Raw genomic sequence first — 20,248 nt, forward strand, 5'->3', positions numbered from 1 at the left:
ATGTTCAGCTTGCGCCCCTATCCTCACGCATTCACGCAAAAGGGGTATCAGATGAGCCGGGAAGACGATTTCGAGCGGGGCTTGGCCAACCGCCGCGCCGTGTTGGGCGATGAATGGGTGCAGCGCTCGCTGGACCGCGCCACCACGTTCACGGCCGACTACCAGAACCTGATCACGCGCTACGCCTGGCACGACATCTGGAGCCGTCCGGGCTTGCCGCACAAGGCTCGCCGCATGATGGTGCTGGCGGTGACGCTGTCGCTGGGCCGGTGGGAAGAGTTCGAGCTGCATGTGCGCGCGGCGTTGACGGCAGCGGATGAGTCCCGCCTGACGCCCGACGAGCTCAAGGAAGTGCTGTTGCAGAACGCGATCTACGCCGGCGTGCCCGCCGCCAATACCGCGTTCAATCTGGCGCAGGCCATCCTGCGTGAGGTGGCCGAGCAGATCGGCTACGACCTGACCGCCGCGGACCCCCGCCAGGCGGATCTGTTCGGCGGCGCATCTTCCTGATTCAAGCTTGTCTTTGCCCCGGGCCGGAGTGAAAATCGCCGCTTGGCGTGCTGCATGGCAGCACATGGACGATGTTCGATCCGGTCGCCAGGGGAAACGCAGTGAAGGATGCAGTCCAATACCAGACGCACACCGTCGCCGAACTCTCGCCTGACTCGTCGCTGAAGTGGCTGTATCGGTGCGCGATGAGTTTGCTCAAGCGTCCTGTCGATGACGCCATCGCCGAGCTGCTGGCCTTCATGGGCGAAACCTCGGATGTCGACCGCGCCTGGTTCATCGAGTACCGGCCCGACATGCTCCGGTTTCGCAACACTCATGAATGGTGCCGGGGCCAGACGCAGCCCTTTGTTGCCGAACTTCAGGATGTACCCACGACGCTGATCGCATGGCTGCACAAGTTCATGGTGCAAGGCTATGCCGTAGCCATCCACGATGTGCACGACCTGCCGCGCACCGCGCGCATCATCCAGGCCGAATTCGTGCGCCAGGGCAACAAGAGCGTGCTGAGCGTGCCGGTATTCCACGACAAGAAGCTATGCGGGATCATCGGTTTCGACACCACCGTCCTGCATCGGACCTGGTCCGCCGCCGAGATCAACGCTTTGTACCAATGCGCCAATCTGATCGGGCAGGCCAAGTATTCGCACAGTCTGGAAAAGAACCGGACGGCGATGCATGAAAGCGCCATGTCCGTGGTCTATCTGACGATGCGCGGCGTGGTGCGCGGCGTGCAGCCCGAGACGATCGTGGGGGTGCGATCGGCCGGCAACTACAGCGAGATCTGGCTTGAAGACGGGTCGATGGTGTTGGACTCGCGCGCGTTGGGCATGTGGTCGACCTTGCTGCCCGAGAAGATCTTCTTCCGGGTCCACCGCACCGCCATTGCCAATGCGTTGCATGTCATGGACGTCGACCGCCGCAGCGTCGACAAGTGGCTGATCCGGATGCGGTCGGTCGAGAGCGCCTGGCCGGTGTCGCGCTCGTACCGAAAGCCGCTGCGCGAACGCATGGGGATTTGACATCGGGGCCTAGCCCGCAGCGTCAGCCCGGGGCTTGGGCCCCCGCCATGCCATTCGTCATGCCGGCATGTTGTTTCGTCCTTGCAATGTGGCCATTGCCGAAGTTTTTGGGATCATCTCGCTTGGCGGGTTTCCCGCTTCCCCGGGCTACCTTGAGAGAATCGGCATGCTGGCGTCTCGCGTCCTTTCACGCTTTACCTTCCTGGCTGTTGCCGCCTCTTGCGCGCTAGGCACGGCCCCGGCCCGCGCCACCGACCTGGCCTTGCAAGACGCCGTGTCCATGGCCGGCATGCAGCTGTATCTAAACGCCGGCGCGCCCGCCCTGATCATCGCCGTGGTGCGTGGCGACGACGTCGTCATTCAGGGCTACGGCGAGACGGCGCCGGGCAATGGCGTAGAGCCGGACGAACATTCCATCTTCCGGATCGCGTCGGTATCCAAGGTGTTCGCCGGCGACGTGCTGGCCTCGCTGGCGGCCCAGGGCAAGCTCAAGCTGACCGACCCCCTGGCCAAGTACGCGCCAGACAAGGCCACCGTGCAGACCCAGGGTCGCCCCATCAGCCTGCTGGACCTGGCCACGCATTCGGCGGGCCTGCCGCGCGAACTGCCGGACCCGAACGCCAAGCCGTCCGACAACCCCTTCGCGGCTTTCGACCGCGCGTATTACTGGAAGTGGATCGGCGCTAACCCGCCCGCCTACCGGCCCGGCACCACCACCCTGTATTCGAACCTGGGCTTCGGATTGCTGGGCGATGCGCTGGCCCGAGCGGGGGGCGCCGACTATTCCACATTGCTTGCCAACGAAGTCACCAAGCCCGCCGGCCTGGTCGATACGACCAACGTGCTGAGCGACGCGCAGAAAAAGCGCTTGATGACGGGCCTGGATCCTTTCGACAAACCGGATCCGAACGCACCCGTGCCTGATGTGATGTACGCCAGCGCGGGCATCTATTCCACGGCGGGCGATATGGCGCGGTGGATGCGATGGCATCTGGACGGCGCCAGGCAGGGCAAGGAAGCGTTCACCCTGGCCCACACGATGTGGCTGCCGTATGACGGCTTGAAGTCCGTGGTGGGCACGGAAGTGACCGATGCCGATGGCATGGGGCTGGGCTGGGTGGTCAGCCTGCCCCGCAACGGCGCGCCCCTGCTGCTGGGCAAAAGCGGTGGCCTGGGCGGCTTCATGAGCTATGCGGTGTTGTCGCCCAATCGTGACCTGGGCGTGTTCGTCGTGGCCAGCCGGGTCAACTTCGCCATGTTCGGGAACATCCATTCCCAAGTGCGCGAGCTGGCGGCCGAGCTGGCGCGGTGATCGGGTTTGGTCGGCGCCCTGCAATGGGCGCGCGTATTGCAAAATCGCTTTGCCAGGCCATTGCGTTGGTCGCCCTGGCGTCTGGCGCCGCGTCCGCGCAAGAAGGGCCTGATCCCTTCAAGACCGAGATCTTCCTGACGCCCTACAGCCAGTTGGGCGACGGCGCGGACACATACCCGCACTTGAATGGCCGCTTCTTGCTGATGACCGGCTACACCGAATTCTTCGGCATCAAGGATGACAACGGACAGATTCCGCGTTCTCACTGGAGCAGCGTTCAACCCACGGCGGAAGCCGCGCTGGTCTTGCAACTGACGCAGCGGTTCTCGATCCGCACCAAGGCCACGCTCAACTCGTCAAACAACGAAACGAAGGACAACGCCTTTTCGGATCTGGGCGTGGACCTGGACAATCTGTTCGCGGCCTATACGGCGGACCGCTACGCGCTGTATGGCGGCAAGATGGACCTGGGCTTCGGCGACGCCTGGCATGTCATCGATGGCCTGTACAGCGGCTTCAACGAGAACTCGGAATTTCGCGGATCCATCGGCCTGGGCGGCCGCTACACCTTCGACACGGGCGGCCATGGCACGCACTCGGTGGCGGCGATGCTGTTCAAGCGCGACGACACGGCGCTCAACCATCGGCTTAGCGTGGACGACGGCTTCATCCGGCCCGACCAGCCGCCGGCGTTCAGCGACCAACTGAAATCGTTCATCGTGTCTTACGACTTTCGAGACTTGCCGGGTTGGGAGGGGCTGTCGGGTGGCGTGGACGCCGGCCGGCTGCACGTGGACCCGGGCCAGGGCGAAAGCGCCAACACGGTTTCCGCCCGGTTTCGGGTGGACGCGCCGCTGGCCGATGCCTGGAGCCTGAGCTGGTTCAACGAGGCCACCTTTGCCAGCGCGTTCCGAGGCGCGCCGGTGGGCAACGGCAATGGGGTGACGTCGGTATCGCTGTCGCGCGAGCGCTGGCAATTCACCGCCACGGCCGCCGCGCGCAAGTTGTCCGGCAGCAACGGCAAGCTGGCGCAGTACGGCTTGCAAGACGATTGGGACTGGGCGCTATCCGGCGCGGTCACGTATGTGACGCCAGTCGGCTTCATCATTCAGGCCGGCATTACGCATCAGCGCGATCAGGCCATCCGCATCAACCAGGGCGTATTCCGCATCGCGTATCAAGCGGGTTTCTGAGAGGGTTCCATGACGAACAAACACACCATCATCGCCAGCCTTGTCGTTCTGGCTCTGTGCGGTTCGATGACGGCGCGGGCGCAGCCGATCGCCATTGAAAGCCATGCCAGCCCGCCCGCCGACGCCATCGCGATTCCGGCGGGCAGCAAGGACCTGGCGGTGAAGGCGCTGCCGGGCATCGTCCAGGACATCATGGCGCGCAGCCAGGTGCCAGGCATGGCGGTGGCGGTCGTCATTGATGGCAAGACGGTGCTGGCCCAGGGCTACGGCACGCGCGAGGCAGGCAAGAACGCACCCGTGGATGCGCGCACGGTGTTCCAGATTGCGTCGATCTCGAAGTCGCTGTCGGCAACCGTCGCGGCCATCGAGGTGTCCAAGGGCGCGGTGTCGTGGGATGACCCCGTTGCGCGGTATCTGCCGGACTTTGCGCTCAGCAACGCGTACGTTTCTACGCACGGCACCATCGGCGATTTCTTCGCGCACCGCTCGGGCCTGCCAGGCACCGCGGGCGACGATCTGGAAGACCTGGGCTACACGCGCGCTGAGGTCATCGCGCGGCTGCGGCTGCAACCGCTGGACGCGTTTCGCACGTCGTATCACTACGCGAACTTCAGTACGACGATCGGCGCCGAGGCGGTGGCGAAGGCGGCGGGCCGCCCGTGGGAAGGCCTGGCGCAAGACCTGCTGTTCTCGCCGCTGGGCATGACGTCGACCAGCTATCGCTACAACGACTTCCTGGCGCACGACAATCGCGCCGTGCTGCATGGCTATCAGAAGGGTGCGTTTGTGCCGCTGGGGCAGCGCAACGCCGATCAGCAGGCGCCGGCAGGCGGCGTGTCTTCCACGGTGGTCGATCTGGCGCAATGGTTGAAGCTGTTGCTGGCCGACGGCCAATACCAGGGCAAGCCGATGATTGCTTCCGGCGCGCTTTTGCCCGCCTTGTCGCCGCAATCATTCAGCGCGCGTGCTCACAGCATCGACGCGCGTTCCGGCTTCTATGGCTATGGCTTCAATATCAACACGGAGCTGGGCGGACGCCCGTCGATGGGGCATTCCGGCGCGTTCCTGATGGGCACGGGCACCACGTTCAAGATCGTGCCGTCCGCCGGTATCGGCATCGTGGTGCTGACCAACGGCGCGCCGGTGGGCGCGGCGGAATCCGTGGCCGCCACGTTCATCGACACGGCGCTGTATGGCAAGCCCACGCGCGACTGGTACGCGGCCTACCACGGCGCCATGCTGGGCTTCTTTGAACCGCAGGCCGATCTTTCCGGCACCACTAAACCCGCTACCCCCAAGCCCGCCAAGCCGCTGCGCCAGTATGTGGGCCGCTATGACAACGCCTACTACGGGCCTGCCGAGATCCAGGAAGCCGACGGCGCGTTGACGCTGGTGCTGGGACCCAAGGGCATGCGCTTTCCGATGACGCATTGGGACGGCGACACGTTCGCGTTCGCACCCGCCGGGGAAGCGGATCTGGTCGACTCGCTGGCGTCCGTCGTGTTCAAGACGGATCCTGGCCAGGGTCAGGCCAGCGGCCTGGATATCAAGTTCTACGACGATGGCGGCCTGGGGAAGTGGACGCGGAAGTAAGCACAACCCGCAGCGGCCCGCAGCCCCCTCAAAAGCGGTAGGCCATACGCAACGTCAGCGACTGGTCGCGGTATTGCCCGTTGCCGCGTAGTGCGTATTCTGTCTTCAGCTCCATGCCCTTGGGCGTCAGCATCTCCAGCCCCGCCGCCAGATTGCCGTAGGTGCGCGGCATGCCTGACTTCAACGAGAACGGCGTGGTGTTGAAACCGCTGAGCTGCATCGTCGTGACCACGTCGCCGCCGCTCAGAAAGCTCATGCCGCCGGCCACATACGAGCGCAGGGTTGCGCCGTTATCCAGGTCCGTGCGGCCGCCGACTTCAACCATGGGCGACACCATGAACGACGTCGTGTCGTTGCCGCGCACCCTCAGGTTGAACGGCCCGCCGCCTTGCTCCTGGTAGCCGTCCTGCCGGATATGGTTCACGTCCCAGTCAACATAGGGGCGCAGGTACCACGACGGCTGGCTGAATTCATAGGCGGTGCGTAGCCGCGCCGCCAGAAACGAGGAATCGGGCTTGCTCTTTGCCACGCCATCAAGCGTGCTGCGCGACATCCTGCTTTTCTCGACGCCACCATGCACGGCCACGGCGATCTGCCAGGGGGCGTTGTTGTATTTCAAGGCCAGACCGCCCAGGAACGTATCGCTGTTGCCGGACAGGTCTGATGACGACGTGGTCTTGCCGTAGGCGTAACCCAGTGATCCGCCCAGGAACCAGTTGGGGGCGATCTCGCGCTGCGCGCCGAGTGTCAGCGCCGTCTGGCGAATGCGATAGCCCTCGTCATTCGAAGTGCCTTTGCGCTGCGTCCAGTTCGTGTCCAGCCGCGACCACACACAATCGCCCTCGCGCAGTATCGTGTTGTCGCCCACGAAACCCGGGCAGCTCATCATGCGGTTCATCGCGGCGTAGCTGGCGTGTATCTGGTTGGAGGCGCGCGCGAATTGACCGTCGTGCGCCACGCCGTTCAGCGCGTCCCGGTATTGGTCGGCGGTTTGCACACCGGTGAATTTGTCGAACAAGGCCGCGCTGCGCCGGTCGCCCTGGTTCCACAAGCCTTGCAGCGAGTTCGCGATGTTCATGCGGTCCGCGCTGATGGGTAACGCCGATGGCGTGAAGTTGGCGTCCACCGATATCAAGGGGTCGCGCCAGCCTGGGCCGCCGTTGTTCTTCAAGGTGTAGGTGAACAAGGGGCTATCGCTGGCGGTGGTGGGGGCCTGGGACTGGGCGGCGTCGAAATGCCCAATGCCCAGCCACACGTTCTTCACGGGGTTGCGCAGCACCGGATTGACCACCCCACCGAAGGTCGATGCGCCAGAGACGGAGATGAAGTCGCTGTTGTGGTCGCCGAAATCCAGGTCGGGCCGGTAGGTGCCCGTTTGGTTCAACACGCCGGTGATGCGGGTGGCCTGGTACACGCCCGGCCCACCGGGGTTCAGGATGCCGGCGTTGTTCAGGTTGCCCTGAAATTGCGCGCCGCTATAGAGCGTGGCGCCCGGGTTGTTGTTGAACGTGCTGCCACCACCCATCAGCACATCGCCCGCGACGCTGCCGTTGTTGTTGACCAAGGCCGTGCCGGACACGTCGATGGCCGTCTTGCCCTGAATGACGCCCGCGTTGGTGATGGTGGTGGTGGCCAGTGGTGCAACGGCAAGAATGGCGGTGCCTGACGTGGCGTTGGCGCTGACCAGCGCGCGCGCGTCCAGGGTGATCGAGATGGGCCGCCCACCGCCGTTGGCGCCGTTGCTGATGGCGACGATGGCCGGCGAGTTTGCGCCGGTGGCGACCACCTGGCCGGCCAGGCCCAGGCTGATGGTGATGGGGCCGCCGTAGGCCAGGGCGTTGCTGGGCGTGTCGTATTGGTACAGCGTGCCGTCCTTGAAGACGCCGCCGCCGCCCACGCTCATCGCCAGGATGGCGGGTGCATTCGCGCCCGACGTTTGCACCGTGCCGCCCGTGCCGATGGCGACGCTGACGCCACCGCCGTTGCCGGTGCCCGCCGTCAGGCCGGCGTCCTGGATGATCCCGCTGGTATAAAGCGCCGATGACTGATCGCCCGTCAGCCCGCCGCCGCCGCCAATGCTCTGCGCAAGAATCCCGGCCGCGCCATTGCCCGAGGTGGCAACCACGCCCGACACGGACAGGTTGACGGTGTTGGCGTCGACACCGCTGGCCGGCGCGGACACCGCCTTCAAGGTCGTCAGATTCGGCTGGACCGCCATGCCCGCAATGCCGCCGCCACCGCCGATGCTCTGCGCCACGATGCCATGCGCGTTGGTGCCGGCGGTGACGATGCTGCCGCCCACATCCTGGGTCACCGTCACGCTTCCGCCCGCCCCGTTCATCAGGGAGTTGGAACCGAACGTGATGTTCATGGGCGCGGCGATAGGCTGGACGCCGTTGTCGACTGAGGCGTAACCCCCGCCGCCGCCCACGCTTTGCGCCAGCACGCCAAATGACAGCGCACCCTGCGTGACGATGCTGCCGCCCGAATTCGAGACGGCCACGTTGCCGCCGTTGCCGGTCAGCGTGGAGAAGGACGCAATCGTGTCGTTGCGTAGATTGCCAAGCTGGATGTCGATGCCGCCGAGCGACGCGGTGGTGGTAATGATGGCCGCCCCACCGCCGCCGCCGACGCTTTGCGCGAAGACGCCCGGCGACATCCCGCCCTGCGTCGCGATGCGACCCGTGTTGTTCGCCACGCTCACCGCGCCCGCAGAGGTTCTTACCGAGTTGAATGCCGACGGGGCGCTCCAATCGAAGTTGCCGCCCAGCGATATCGCCACGGAGGCGCGTTGCGCGATGGTGGCCAGGCTGGCGTTGCGCAGGCTGAGCGTGCTGAGCCCGCCACCGCCGCCCACGCTTTGCGCCATGATGCCGGGAGATCCGCCCGCCTGGGTGGTCAAGTTGCCGCCGTGGACGACGCTGACCTGGCCGCCCAGGCTTGCCGTGTCGGGGCCCTGCCTGCCCGTCGCGCCCAGCGCCGTGGTCGACGTGAAGTTGCTCCACAGGCTTAGCGGCTGTTCGACGGCCGATACGCCACCGCCACCGCCCACGCTTTGGGCAAGCAGCCCGGGCGCCTGGTAGCCAAGGGTGCTGATGCGGCTGCTGGTTGCGCTGGCATCGATGGTGACGGCCCCGCCCGCGCCGTTTGTGCCATCGACGCCACCGATGTTCACATTGGCCAGCGAGCCTATCGCCGCGCCGCCTTTCGTGCCGAGGATGTCGATGATGCGGGTGATCTTGTCGATGATGGCGGCGCTGTTGTTGCCCGCTGCCGCCGTGACGATGGCTTGCAGGTCCTGGCCGCTGGCGGTGCTGCGTCCGCCGCCGCCGCCGATGCTCTGCGCCACAATGCCCGCCGACCCGTCGCCTTGCGTCACGATCGTGCCGCTGTTGATGACGATGGCTGGGTCGCCCGCCGAACCTCCGCCCGCGCCCGCCGCGCCGCCACTGCCGCCGGTCTGGTGCGTCATGTTGACTTGCGGCAGGGCCACGGTGAACAGGTCCTGCACACCCGATTCCGACGCCCGAATCAGCCCATCAATGCTGGACAGCAGGCCGGACACGCCGCTGGATTCAATCATTCCCGCGTTGCCGCCACCCCCACCGATGCTCTGCGCAAGGATGCCGGGGGCATGGTCACCCTTCGTCGTCACGGTTCCGTCATTGCGCACGTTGAAGGGATTGGCGTCCCCACCCGCGCCGCCGCTGCCCCCTGTCGTGATGCCGGCCGACAGGCTGATGGCTTTGCTCACCTTCATCTGCGCACCGCTTTCCAGCCAGCTTGCCGCCTTGTCCAGCAAGCCGGCCAGGCCGCTGGGCGCGCCCAGGATGTCCGTGAACGAGCGGGCGTCCTGCGCCTGGACGATGCCGCCGTTGCCGCCGCCGCCGCCGATGCTCTGCGCCACGATACCGGCCGACCCCTCGCCTTGGGTGGCGACGACGCCGGTTCCGGCATTGCTGACCTGTGCGCGTCCGCCATCGCCGCCCTGGCCGCCTTGCGCACCGTGCCGCACGCTCAGGTTCACGGTGATCAGGGAATCACCGATGGTGGGTGTCTTGATGGGCGCCAGCACACCACCGCCATTGCCGCCACCGCCGCCTATGCTCTGCGCCACCACGCCGTTGCTTTGCGCCGCTGCCGTGCTGATGGAACCCGCGTTGTTGAGCGTGACCGTGCCGTCCGAGCCGGCGCCCTGGCCCGCGCCGCCATTGGTGATGGCAAGTGTGACGGCGCCGGTGGGGTCTTCGCCCGCCTGCGGCGCGATCGTGATGGTGCGCGAGTTGGCCAGCCCACCATTGCCGCCGCCGCCGCCGATGCTCTGCGCCAGTACGCCATGGCTGTGCGCGCCCAAGGTCGAGATCACGCCTTGGCTCGCCTGCGTGAACGACACGGCGCCGCCCGAGCCGCCGCTGCCGCCCTTGCCGCCATTGGCCACCGTGACGTTAAGGCCGACGCCCACGCCGACCGCATTGGCCGATCCGGCGCTGCCGCCGCCTCCACCGATACTTTGCAGGACCACCGCCGAGGCGTTGCCGGCGCGGGTCAGGATCTTGCCCTGGGACGAGAACAGCACCAGCCCGCCGTTGCCCGCCGCGCCGCCGTTGCCGCCGATGGCGACGGTGGCGATCACCCCGGTGGCGTTGGCGTCGCCGCCCACGCCACCGCCGCCGCCGATGCTTTGCAGCGTCACGGCGGCGCTGTTGTCACCCGAGGTATCGATCGCGCCGCTGTTGCTCATGGCGATGCTGCCGCCCGTGCCCCCCGCGCCGCCGTGGCCGCCACCCACGAAGATGAAGCCGTTGCTGGCGTTGGCCAGCCCGCCGCCGCCGCCCGCGCTGTTGGCGATGACCGCGCCGGCGTCGTTGCCGTCGGTGCTGATGGCGCCGCTGTTGGCCAAGGTGATCGCCTGGCCGGCGACCGCGCCCGCGCCACCATTGCCCCCGGGCCCGAAGGTGCCGTTGGCGCCGCCCGGCCCGCCTTCGCCGCCCAGCACGCTGGCCACGATGCCCTTCGCGCCGACCGTATCCGCCGTGCCCGTTGTAATCGTTCCGGTGTTGGTGATGTTGACGGCGCCGGGCGAGCCGCCCGCGCCGCCATTGTGTCCACCGGCCCAGGACCCGTCGCCACCGTTTCCGCCATTGCCGCCTTGGGTCAGTGCATAGACGCCAATGCCACGGTTGCCGCTTGCCGTGATCCTGCCGCCGTTGTTGATGGTGACCAGCCCCGCATTGCCGCCGGCGGCGGCCTGGGTGTCGGTGCCGTTCTGTTGCGACGCATTGCCGCCGATGGAGCGGGCGATGACGCCGTAGACGCCGTCGCCCAGCGCGGTGACGCTGGCGTTGGCCGATGACGTGAAGGTGACCGTCCCGGCATCGCCGCCTCGGCCCGCGTTGCTATGGCCACCGAAATCTCCAGTGTGCTCGGCGGCGCCGCCGTTGCCGGCGCTGGATATCAGCCCCACGCCCGCGCTGACGTCGTCCGGCCCCGCCGCGCGCGCGGTGATGGAGGTATTGCCTTGCAGGATCGCGGATGCCTCGCCCGCGTTGCCGCCGTGACCCGCGTTATTGGCGCCGCTGAACCCGCCGGCGATTGCGCTGTCGACGCCCGATCCGCCCCAGGACTGGACCGCCACGCCAAAGCCGGTGCCGGACACGCGGGCGTTGTTGAGCGTGATGCGCGCCCTATGCCCGTCGCCGCCGATGCCGTAGCCGCCGTTGGGGCCATCGGCGTTGCCCCACAGCCCGCCATTGCCGCCAGCCGATGTCAGCGTGATGCCCCGGCCCGATGCGGTGACGGTGCTGGTCGACAAGGTGTAGTCGATGATCCGGCCGCCGCCGCCGTTGCCGCCCCAATGGTTCGGGTTCGAATCCCGGCCGTTGCCGCCGCTTCCGCCGCTGACGTCGATCAAAATGCCGGCTTGGCCCGCCGCGTTTGCGTTGATGCCCAGATTGCCGTCCTGCTGGACGAAGTCGCGCAGGCCCCATTGGCCATCGTGGCCGTTGTTCGGTGTTGATCCGCTTGAACAGCAGGTGCCATCCGCGCCGCGAAAGACATACACCAGCGGGTCCTGTGCGTAGGCGGGACGCCCAAAAAGATACGCCGTGAACACGCCGGCTTGCATGACAAGCAGGGCAAGCGTAGATAGCCGGGGGCGGTGACGGTCCGGTAGCGAGGGGGCTTGCGTGACGGGCATGGCGGCGCATTGACGTGAAAACGGAGCAGATTGAGAAAATCGCCGTTCGCCGCCTGCCGGACAAGACCAAGATGACGAATCAACCATCCGGTGTGATGAGTGGCGCCGGGCTGGTGGTATCTTGTGCCTGTTTTCACCACCCGCCCCGCCCATGTCCGACCCCTTACTTCCCGCCGACGCATCGCCACCCGACTCGGAACGCGACTTGGAACCGAGCGACGAGCCAGCGGCCATCCACCGGCCCTTCGTTCAGAACGCGGGCACGCGCCGCACGCTGCATTTCACGCAGAAAGAGATCCAGAGCAGCATGTCGGTGCTTAATCCCGATGCGCTGGAAATCGAATACACGCGGATGATGATGGGCTTCGTGCTGTTCAAGCCCGAGCCCGCGCGCATTCTGATGGTGGGCCTGGGCGGCGGCTCGCTGCCCAAGTTCTGCTATCGCTACCTGACCCGGACCCGCATCGAAGTCGTCGAGATCGACCCCGCCGTCATAGCACTGCGCGACACCTTCATGGTGCCGCGCGACGACGACCGCTTCCAGGTCATCCAGGCCGACGCGGCCGACCACCTGCGCGCCATGTCGGACCACGCCGACGTGATCTTCCTGGACGGCTACGGCGTGGGCGGCATCCCCGATGCCTTGTGTTCGGAAGCGTTCTACGCCGACTGCTTCCGCGCGCTGCGCGACGACGGCATCCTGGTCATCAACTTCCACGTGAACCACCCCATGCACCACGACTACCTGGCCCGCGTGCGCGCGTCGTTCGGGCCGGCGATGTTCGAAGTGGTGGACGACGACATGACCAACAGCATCGTGTTCGCCTGCAAGGGCGACCTGCTGAACGACCCCGCCGCCGCCGAACTGAAGCGCCCGGCGTCCATACCCCGGGACGCCTGGCGCCAGTTGATGCCGACAATGCGGGTGATCGGGGCGACCTTGGAGCTTCGATAGGGCGGCAAATGCGCCACCGCCGCGCCAGCTAGGCCACCTTCCGAATCACCACCGGAATCGACTTGTAGCTGGGCGTGCCGCTTTGCTTGTCCTGGTAGTCCAGCGGGCAAAGGTCATTGGCTTCGGGGTAGTACGCGCCGACCGAGCCGGCCGCGATGTCGTAGGCAATCGCCGTCAGCCGCAGGCGCCGGTGGGACTGGCCGGGCAGGTCGGTCTGAAGCTCGACTTCGTCGCCGGGTTCCAGGCCGTGGCGCGTCAGGTCGGACGCATTCATGAACAGCACGTCGCGTCGGCCGAACACACCGCGATAGCGATCGTCCAGGCCGTAGATGGTGGTGTTGTACTGGTCGTGGCTGCGCAGCGTGGTCAGCTTCAGGCCGCCGGATGCGGTGGCGGGATCTTCCTGCAAGCCCTTGAACGGCAGGAACTCAGCGCGGCCCGAGCGCGTTTTCCAGATGCGCTCGGTGGGCGGCAGCGGCAGGCGGAAGCCGCCCGGTTTCAGGATGCGTTCGTTGTAGCCGTGGAAGTCCGGATACACCTGTTCGATCAGGTCGCGGATGCGGCTGTAGTCTTCCACCAGATGCAGCCACGGGACGCGGCTGGCGGGCAGCGTGGCGGCGGCGATGCCGGCGATGATGGCGGGTTCGGAACGCAGGTGCTCGGACGCCGGTGTCAGCTTGCCGCGCGAGGCGTGCACCATCGACATCGAGTCTTCCACGGTAATGGACTGCGCGCCGCTGGCCTGCACATCGCTTTCCGTGCGGCCCAGCACCGGCAGGATGATCGCGTCGCGACCGATCAGCAACTGCGAGCGGTTCAGCTTGGTGTTCATGTGCACCGCCAGGTCCAGGCGGCGCATGCCGGCCTCGCATTGGCTTGTGTCGGACAGCGCCATGGCCAGGTTGCCGCCCAGGCAGATCAACACGCGCGCGTCCCCGTTCACCATCGCCTTCATGCCGTCGACGGCGTCATGCCCATGGCGCTCGGGCGGGCGGAAACCGAACGTCTTTTCAAAGTTGTCGAACATCACCGGGTCGATCTTTTCGGTGATGCCGACGCTGCGGTTGCCTTGCACATTGGAATGCCCGCGCAACGGGCAGATGCCGGCGCCGGGCTTGCCGAAGTTGCCTCGCATCAGCAGCAGCGCGGCGATCTGCTGCACGTTCTGCGTGCCGCGCGCGTGCTGGGTGATACCCATGCCATAGGTGACGATGGTGGCGTTGGACTTGGCGTAGGCGGCGGCCACCTGTTCCAGTTCCGCGCGCGCCAGGCCGCTGACCTGTTCGATGTCGGCCCAGTCGGTGTCGTCCAGGTCTTGGACGTAGGCGTCAAAGCCGTTCGTGTGTTCCGCGATGAAAGCGTGATCCAGGGCGCCGGGCGCCTTGCGGTCCGCCTCCACCAGCGCCTTCATGATGCCCTTGAGCGCCGCCGCGTCGCCGCCGACCTTCACCTGGTAGTAGGTGGATGCGATGCGGGTCGAGCCGAAGGTGCCCATTTCGATGGGGTCTTGCGGGTCGGCAAAGCGTTCCAGCGCGCGTTCACGCAAAGGGTTGAACACGATGATCGGCACGCCGCGCCGCGCGCATTCATGCAAGGTGCCCATCATGCGCGGGTGATTGGTGCCGGGGTTGTGGCCCATCGAGATGATCAGGTCGCAGGTATCGAAATCATCCAGCGACACCGTGCCCTTGCCGATGCCGATGGCTTGCGGCAGCCCGACGCTGGTGGCCTCGTGGCACATGTTCGAGCAGTCGGGAAAGTTGTTGGTGCCAAACTCGCGCGCAAATACGCTTAAGAGAAAAGCGGCCTCGTTCGAGGCGCGGCCAGACGTGTAGAACTCCACCATGTCGGGGGCCGGCAGGCTGGACAGCGTGCGGCCGATGTGGGCAAAGGCCGCGTCCCACGAGATGGGCTGATAGGTGTCGCTGGCGGCGTCGTAGCGCAAGGGATGCGTCAGGCGGCCGGCGTCTTCCAGCTTGTGATCGCTCCAGGTCAGCAATTCGGTGACGGTGTGCGCGGCGAAGAATTCAGGCGTGACCCGCTTCTTGGTGGCTTCCCAGGTGACCGCCTTGGCGCCGTTTTCGCAGAACTGGAAGGTGGACGTATGGGCCTTGTCGGGCCAGGCGCAGCCCGGGCAGTCAAAGCCGTCCGGTTTGTTGGTGCGCAGCAGAAGCACGGGCGCTTCGGCGATCCGCATCTGGTCGGCCACGGCCTGGGCGGTGGCCTTGAGCGCACCCCAGCCGCCGGCGGGGGCGTCGTAGCGTTGGATACCGGTGAGGTTGTTGGGCTTCTTGGGTGGGTTCTTGCTAGGCTTCATAAAAATCTCTGGTTCAAGATGCTATGAAGCACTGTATGCCAAGTGGCGTCAATAACACCCATCCCAGCATTCGCTCAATCCCACTTCGCCGCCAGCCCGTCGGGGCTGACTTCACGCCCGTTGCGCTCCAGCGCGGCGATCTGTGCCATATCCTCATCGCTCAGGCGCAGTTGCAGGGCGAGCAGGTTGCTGGCCAGGTTGTCGCGCTTGGTCGACGAGGGGATCACGGAATATCCCAGTTGCAGCGCCCAGGCCAGCGCCACTTGCGCGGGCGTGGCGTTATGGCGTTGGGCGATCTGCTGGATGACGGGGTCTTTCAGCACCTTGCCGCAGGCCAGCGTCATGTACGACGTCACGTGAATGCCTTGTTCCTTCAGGAAGGCGGTCAGCGCTGCGTTCTGCAGATAGGGGCTGAGTTCGATCTGGTTGGTGGCGATGGCGTCAGCGCCCACGGCTTCGATGGCTTCACGAGTTTCAGCGATGGGGAAGTTCGAGATACCGATCTGGCGGGTCAGGCCTTGCGACTTGGCCTCGGCCAGCGCGCCCATGCATTCCGCGATCGACACGCCATTGCCGGGCGCGGGCCAGTGGATCAGGGTCAGGTCCACGTAGTCGGTGCGCAGCTTGGCCAGGCTGTCCTTCAGGCTGGGTACAAGCTTGTCCTGCGCCATGTTGGGCACCCAGATTTTCGTGGTGATGAACAGGTCTGCGCGCGTCACGCCGGATTCGGCGATGGCCTGGCCGACCTCGGCTTCGTTTTCGTAGATCTGCGCGGTGTCGATGGCGCGGTAGCCCACGTCCAGCGCGTTGCGCACGGAATCAATGACGACCTGGCCTTGCAGGCGGAATGTGCCGACGCCGAATTGGGGAATGCTCATGTAAAACTCCGGAAAGGGGGGTGAAGATCCAGGCGGCGATGGCCCGGGAATGCAGGCAGTGTGCCCGCCCGATCCTTGCTGAAAAAGCCCTGTATTGGCGAAAGACTTTTGATATAACGTCAAACATGAAAACCACACTCGACGAAATGCAGGTCTTTATCGCGGTCGTGGACAGCGGATCCATCACCGCTGCCGCCGACGTGCTGGGGCAGACTATTTCGGCTACCAGCCGCACGATGAGCCGGCTGGAAGAAAAGCTGCAAACCACCTTGATGCGCCGAACCACGCGCCGGCTGGAACTGACCGAAGAAGGCCGCGCCTATCTTGAGCAAGTGCGCCGCATCGTGGCGGCGGTGGAAGAAACCGAAGACCTGATGAATGTGCGGCGCAATCAGCCGGCCGGCTTGTTGCGCGTGGATGCCGCGTCACCGTTCATGCTGCATGTCATTGCGCCGCTGGTGCCGGGCTACCGCAAGCGCTATCCGCAAGTGGAGCTGGAGCTCAACAGCAACGAAGGCAATATCGACCTGCTGGAACGCCGCACCGACCTGGCCATTCGCATCGGGCGGCTGAAGGATTCGTCGCTGCACGCGGTGCCGCTGGGGCAAAGCCGCGTGCGCGTGCTGGCCAGCCCGGCCTATCTGGCGCAACACGGCACGCCCAAGCGCGTGGCAGACCTGGCCACGCACACGCTGCTGGGTTTCAGCCAACTGGAAGCGCTGAACGAATGGCCGCTGCTGGATGCCGATGGGCAAGCCTTGCACGTCAAGCCCGGCGTGCGCGCGCATAGCGGCGAAACGCTGCGGCAGTTGGCGTTGAATGCGGGCGGCATTGTCTGCCTGTCGGATTTCATGACGCGAGCGGACCGCGAATCGGGCGCCTTGCAGCAAGTGCTGCCGCGCCACACGCAAGATGTCAGGCAGCCGATCAACGCGGTGTACTACCGCAACACCGCGATCTCGTCGCGCATCAAATCGTTCATCGACTATGTGGTTGAAGCGGTGGGGCCGAAGGGATTCTCGGAGCCGGCCGGACGGTGAGAGATGTGTCCAATCGAGACATGGCGTTGGGCGCACCAATGGGCAAACGTATACTGCCCCCGTTTTAATTCTGGATAGCCCCAAACCCCATGAGCATCTTCTCCCGCTTCTTTGGCAGCAAGGAAGAATCCGCCGACTCGCGCGCGCTGGCCGCCAACCCCGACGTTGAAAACCCGCTGAGCTTGCAGGTGCTGTTCAACGCACCGCTGGCGCTGGCCGAAGACACCTTGAAGGCCGCGTTGTGCGCGTATCACCCGTCAATGAGCAAGGCTCGCGTCGAGATCGCGCCCGACATGCCGGAAGTGCTGGGCCTGGCGGGCTGGGGCGAGCATGTGGTGCGGTTGGTGGGTTTTAACGCACCTTATCCCAAGGATTCGTTGGAAGCCTGCGTGGCGCCGGCCCATTACCCGGGCACGGTCAAGGACGAAGTCCGCGCGCATGCCAGCCACATCATCCTGTACTACGGTGGGTTCGCGAAAGATCCGCTGGAGCAGTACGTGGCGCTGGCCGCCGTGGCCGGCGCGTTGACGGGGTTTGGCGCCGTGGCGGTGTTGAACGAAACCGCGCACACCTCGTTGCCGGCCGGCGTGTTCGATGCCGAGTCGCTGGGTGAGGAAAGCCTGGACCTGTTGCGCACGCTGCCGCTGAACATGCTGTATTGCGGCTTTGTGAAGTATGACGTGGACGGCGTGGCGGGCGTGTGGATGCGCACGTATGGCGCCGACCGGTTCGGCCTGCCCGATTTCGCGGCGCTGGCGCGGGGCCATGATGAAGGCGAGTACTACTCGAACATGTTCAACAACATCATGGGCTACATGCTGGAAAGCGGCGCGGAACTGGCCGCCGGGCACACCATGCAGATCGGCGAGAACGCCTACATGAAGCTGCGCGAGCCCGCCCAGGAAGAGTACTTCCTGGACGGTCCCGCGCAGGTGTTGGTGGCCGAGATCATCACGGCCGACGAGATCAACGCGCCGCAATAACCGCGCGGCCGCCCAAGGCGGGCCACACCCGCAAGCCCAGCGCTACCGCTGCCGCACTGGCCGCCACCACCGTCACGCCGGTCCAGCCCCAGTGCGCCAGCGCCAGGCTACCCAGCGCGCCGCCAGCCGCCATGCCGATGAACACGCCCGTCATCAGGATGGCGTTGAGCCGGCTGCGGGCGGCGGGGTCGATGCCGTAGACGATGCTTTGATGCGCGATCAGCGAGGTCTGGATGCCCAGGTCGAAACCGATGGCGGCGCCGGCGATCAGCCACAGGGCGGCGTGCGGCGACAGGAACGGCAGGAAGATCATGGACGCAAACGACACCATGGTCAGGCCCGCGCCCAGGCTGGCTACCGCCAGCGGGCCACGGGTGTCGGCCACGCGGCCAGCCAGCGGCGCGGCCAATGCACCGGCCGCACCCGCCAGGCCGAACGCGCCCGCCGCACCGGCGCCCAGGTGGAACGGCGCGCCATGCAGCATGACCGCCAGCGTCGACCAGAACGCGCTGAAGCCCAACGACAGCAAGCCCTGCGCGGTAGCCGCGCGGCGCAGCCCCGGATGTTGGCGCCACAAGGTGGCCAGCGAACCCAGCAACGCCGCATACGACAACTGAGCGGTCGGCACAAAGCGCGGCAGGCCGCGCCACAGCGCCGCGCCCAAGACCACGATGGCGACGGCGGCGGCCACGAACATGGCGCGCCAGCCGAATTGCTCGGCCACAAAACCGCTGACCACGCGCGACAGCAGGATGCCCAGCAGCAGGCCGGTCATGACGGTGCCGACGATCTTGCCGCGTTGCTCGGCGGGCGCCAGATGCGCGGCGGCGGGCACGATGTCTTGCGCCAAGGTGGCCGACAGGCCCACCACGAAACTTGCCGCCAACAGCACGCCGATGGACGGCGCCATGGCGGCCGCCAACAGCGCCAGGCTCAGCACGGCGGCTTTGATCAGGATGATGCGCTTACGGTCGTGGCGGTCGCCCAGTGGCGCCAGCATCAAGATACCGAAGGCGTAGCCCAATTGCGTCAGGGTTGGAATCCAGCCCAGCGTTTCGGCGCTGGCGTGGATCTCAACGCCCAGCACGCCCAGCATGGGTTGGCTGTAATACAGGGACGCAACCGACAGGCCGGCGCCGATCGCTAGAAGAAAAACCAGGCCACGCGACAAGGTGGCGGAAGGGGTTTGGGATGACATGATGACGTGTCCGAAGGTTCGTGTACGGGGCAGATTCTGGGCGTCTGGACGATGTTTTGGTAGCCGGCGCGGCGGTACATCGGTTATACGTTTGGCGTATGAGCACCTCCATCCCGACTGTCACGACCCCTGGCAACGCCACTGCCGGCACCGACCGCCTGCTGCTGATCGAAACGTTCGTGCGCATCGTCGAGGCGGGCAGCCTGTCGGCCGCCGCCGCGCAACTGGGCGGCACGCAACCCACCGTCAGCCGCCGCCTGCAATTGCTGGAGCGCTCGATGGGGGTGCGGCTGCTGCAACGCTCCACCCACGCCATCCGGCTGACCGAGGATGGGCAGCGCTGTTATGAACGCGCCAAGGAACTGCTTGCCACGTGGCAGTCGTTTGAAAGCGATGTGCGCGGCGCGGGCGACGAACCCACCGGCACCTTGCGCGTGGTGGCCCCGCACGCGTTTGGCCAGGATCAATTCGTGGAGCCGTTGGCGCGCTACTTGCAGCAGTACCCCGCGATGCGCGTGGAATGGCTGCTGCATGACCGCATGCCGGATCTGATCGCGGAAAACGTGGACTGCGCGATTCGCGTGGGCGCGGTGACCGACCCGTCCGTGATCGCCGTGAAGCTGGGCGAAGTGCCGCGCATTGTCGTTGCATCGCCCGATCTGTTGCGCGGTGCGCCCGTGCCTTTGCAGCCGGAGGCGCTGGCGTGCCTGCCCTGGCTGGCGTTGCGCACGTTCTATCGCACCGAGGTCAGCCTGACGCATTGCGACACGGGCGCAACCGAGCGCTTCGGCATCCACCCGCGTCTGTCCACCGACGGCTTGCACGCGCTGCGCAAGGCCGCCGTGCTGGGCCTGGGCGTGGCGCTGGGATCGGCGTGGGTCATGCAAGACGACCTTGCCGCCGGCCGGCTGGTGCATCTGGCGCCCCAGTGGCGCGCCGACCCGCTGCCGGTATTCCTGGTGTATGCGCCGTCGCGTTTTCAGCCGGCGCGGCTGCGCCGATTCGTCGAGATCATGCGCGAGCATCTGCCTGTCGGGCTGGCAGGCGGCTGACG

General features: G+C 66.1%; 13 protein-coding genes. 9 read left to right on the plus strand and 4 right to left on the minus strand.

All coding sequences use genetic code 11. The features are described 5' to 3' along the window. The first annotated feature begins 51 nt into the window (after positions 1 to 51). The 5 genes from M2361_RS26360 to M2361_RS26380 all read left to right on the plus strand — a co-directional run bounded on the left by M2361_RS26360 (position 52) and on the right by M2361_RS26380 (position 5,627). Entirely contained in the window at positions 52 to 510 is a 459-nt protein-coding gene (locus tag M2361_RS26360; RefSeq protein ID WP_259252748.1) for a carboxymuconolactone decarboxylase family protein, read from the plus strand. A 101-nt stretch (positions 511 to 611) separates the two neighbouring features. Further along, positions 612 to 1,529, plus strand: a complete 918-nt coding sequence (locus M2361_RS26365; protein WP_259252749.1) for a GAF domain-containing DNA-binding protein — start codon at positions 612 to 614, stop codon at positions 1,527 to 1,529. 166 nt (positions 1,530 to 1,695) lie between these two features. Continuing rightward, on the plus strand, positions 1,696 to 2,841 hold the full coding sequence (gene ampH, locus M2361_RS26370) for a D-alanyl-D-alanine-carboxypeptidase/endopeptidase AmpH (protein ID WP_259252750.1): 1,146 nt from the start codon (positions 1,696 to 1,698) through the stop codon (positions 2,839 to 2,841). A gap of 23 nt (positions 2,842 to 2,864) precedes the next feature. Next, on the plus strand, positions 2,865 to 4,034 hold the full coding sequence (locus M2361_RS26375) for a hypothetical protein (RefSeq protein WP_259252751.1): 1,170 nt from the start codon (positions 2,865 to 2,867) through the stop codon (positions 4,032 to 4,034). Positions 4,035 to 4,043: 9 nt separating this feature from the next. Beyond that, on the plus strand, positions 4,044 to 5,627 hold the full coding sequence (locus tag M2361_RS26380) for a serine hydrolase (RefSeq protein WP_259252752.1): 1,584 nt from the start codon (positions 4,044 to 4,046) through the stop codon (positions 5,625 to 5,627). 28 nt (positions 5,628 to 5,655) lie between these two features. Here M2361_RS26380 and M2361_RS26385 read toward each other — a convergent pair whose 3' ends face one another. Continuing rightward, on the minus strand, positions 5,656 to 11,823 hold the full coding sequence (locus tag M2361_RS26385; RefSeq protein ID WP_259252753.1) for an autotransporter outer membrane beta-barrel domain-containing protein: 6,168 nt from the start codon (positions 11,821 to 11,823) through the stop codon (positions 5,656 to 5,658). Between the two features lie 151 nt (positions 11,824 to 11,974). Here M2361_RS26385 and M2361_RS26390 point away from each other — a divergent pair, with 151 nt between their 5' ends. After that, positions 11,975 to 12,778, plus strand: coding sequence for a fused MFS/spermidine synthase (locus M2361_RS26390; RefSeq protein ID WP_259252754.1), 804 nt, complete (start codon positions 11,975 to 11,977; stop codon positions 12,776 to 12,778). A 28-nt stretch (positions 12,779 to 12,806) separates the two neighbouring features. On the opposite strand, the gene M2361_RS26395 is transcribed toward M2361_RS26390, so the two are convergent. After that, the gene (locus M2361_RS26395) at positions 12,807 to 15,095 is read right to left on the minus strand and encodes an FdhF/YdeP family oxidoreductase (protein WP_259252755.1); all 2,289 of its coding nucleotides are present in this window, start codon (positions 15,093 to 15,095) and stop codon (positions 12,807 to 12,809) included. 74 nt (positions 15,096 to 15,169) lie between these two features. Then, the gene (gene dkgB / locus M2361_RS26400) at positions 15,170 to 15,973 is read right to left on the minus strand and encodes a 2,5-didehydrogluconate reductase DkgB (RefSeq protein WP_259252756.1); all 804 of its coding nucleotides are present in this window, start codon (positions 15,971 to 15,973) and stop codon (positions 15,170 to 15,172) included. 125 nt (positions 15,974 to 16,098) lie between these two features. Between dkgB and M2361_RS26405 the strand changes: the two genes are divergently transcribed. Both M2361_RS26405 and M2361_RS26410 read left to right on the plus strand, forming a co-directional pair. Beyond that, complete coding sequence (locus tag M2361_RS26405; RefSeq protein ID WP_259252757.1) at positions 16,099 to 17,013, plus strand: LysR substrate-binding domain-containing protein; 915 nt, start codon at positions 16,099 to 16,101, stop codon at positions 17,011 to 17,013. Between the two features lie 89 nt (positions 17,014 to 17,102). Then, a complete protein-coding gene (locus M2361_RS26410) occupies positions 17,103 to 17,996 on the plus strand; it encodes a DUF4261 domain-containing protein (protein WP_259252758.1) in 894 nt (297 codons plus the stop codon). Here the strand turns inward: M2361_RS26410 and M2361_RS26415 are convergent. Beyond that, the gene (locus tag M2361_RS26415; RefSeq protein WP_259252759.1) at positions 17,980 to 19,194 is read right to left on the minus strand and encodes an MFS transporter; all 1,215 of its coding nucleotides are present in this window, start codon (positions 19,192 to 19,194) and stop codon (positions 17,980 to 17,982) included. The genes M2361_RS26410 and M2361_RS26415 overlap by 17 nt on opposite strands. A 98-nt stretch (positions 19,195 to 19,292) precedes the next feature. Between M2361_RS26415 and M2361_RS26420 the strand changes: the two genes are divergently transcribed. Continuing rightward, on the plus strand, positions 19,293 to 20,246 hold the full coding sequence (locus M2361_RS26420; protein WP_259252760.1) for a LysR family transcriptional regulator: 954 nt from the start codon (positions 19,293 to 19,295) through the stop codon (positions 20,244 to 20,246). The last annotated feature ends 2 nt before the right edge of the window (positions 20,247 to 20,248 follow it).

Origin of the sequence: Achromobacter sp. JUb104 (assembly GCF_024806975.1) — a bacterium.
In the GTDB taxonomy this organism is placed as follows: domain Bacteria; phylum Pseudomonadota; class Gammaproteobacteria; order Burkholderiales; family Burkholderiaceae_B; genus Achromobacter; species Achromobacter spanius.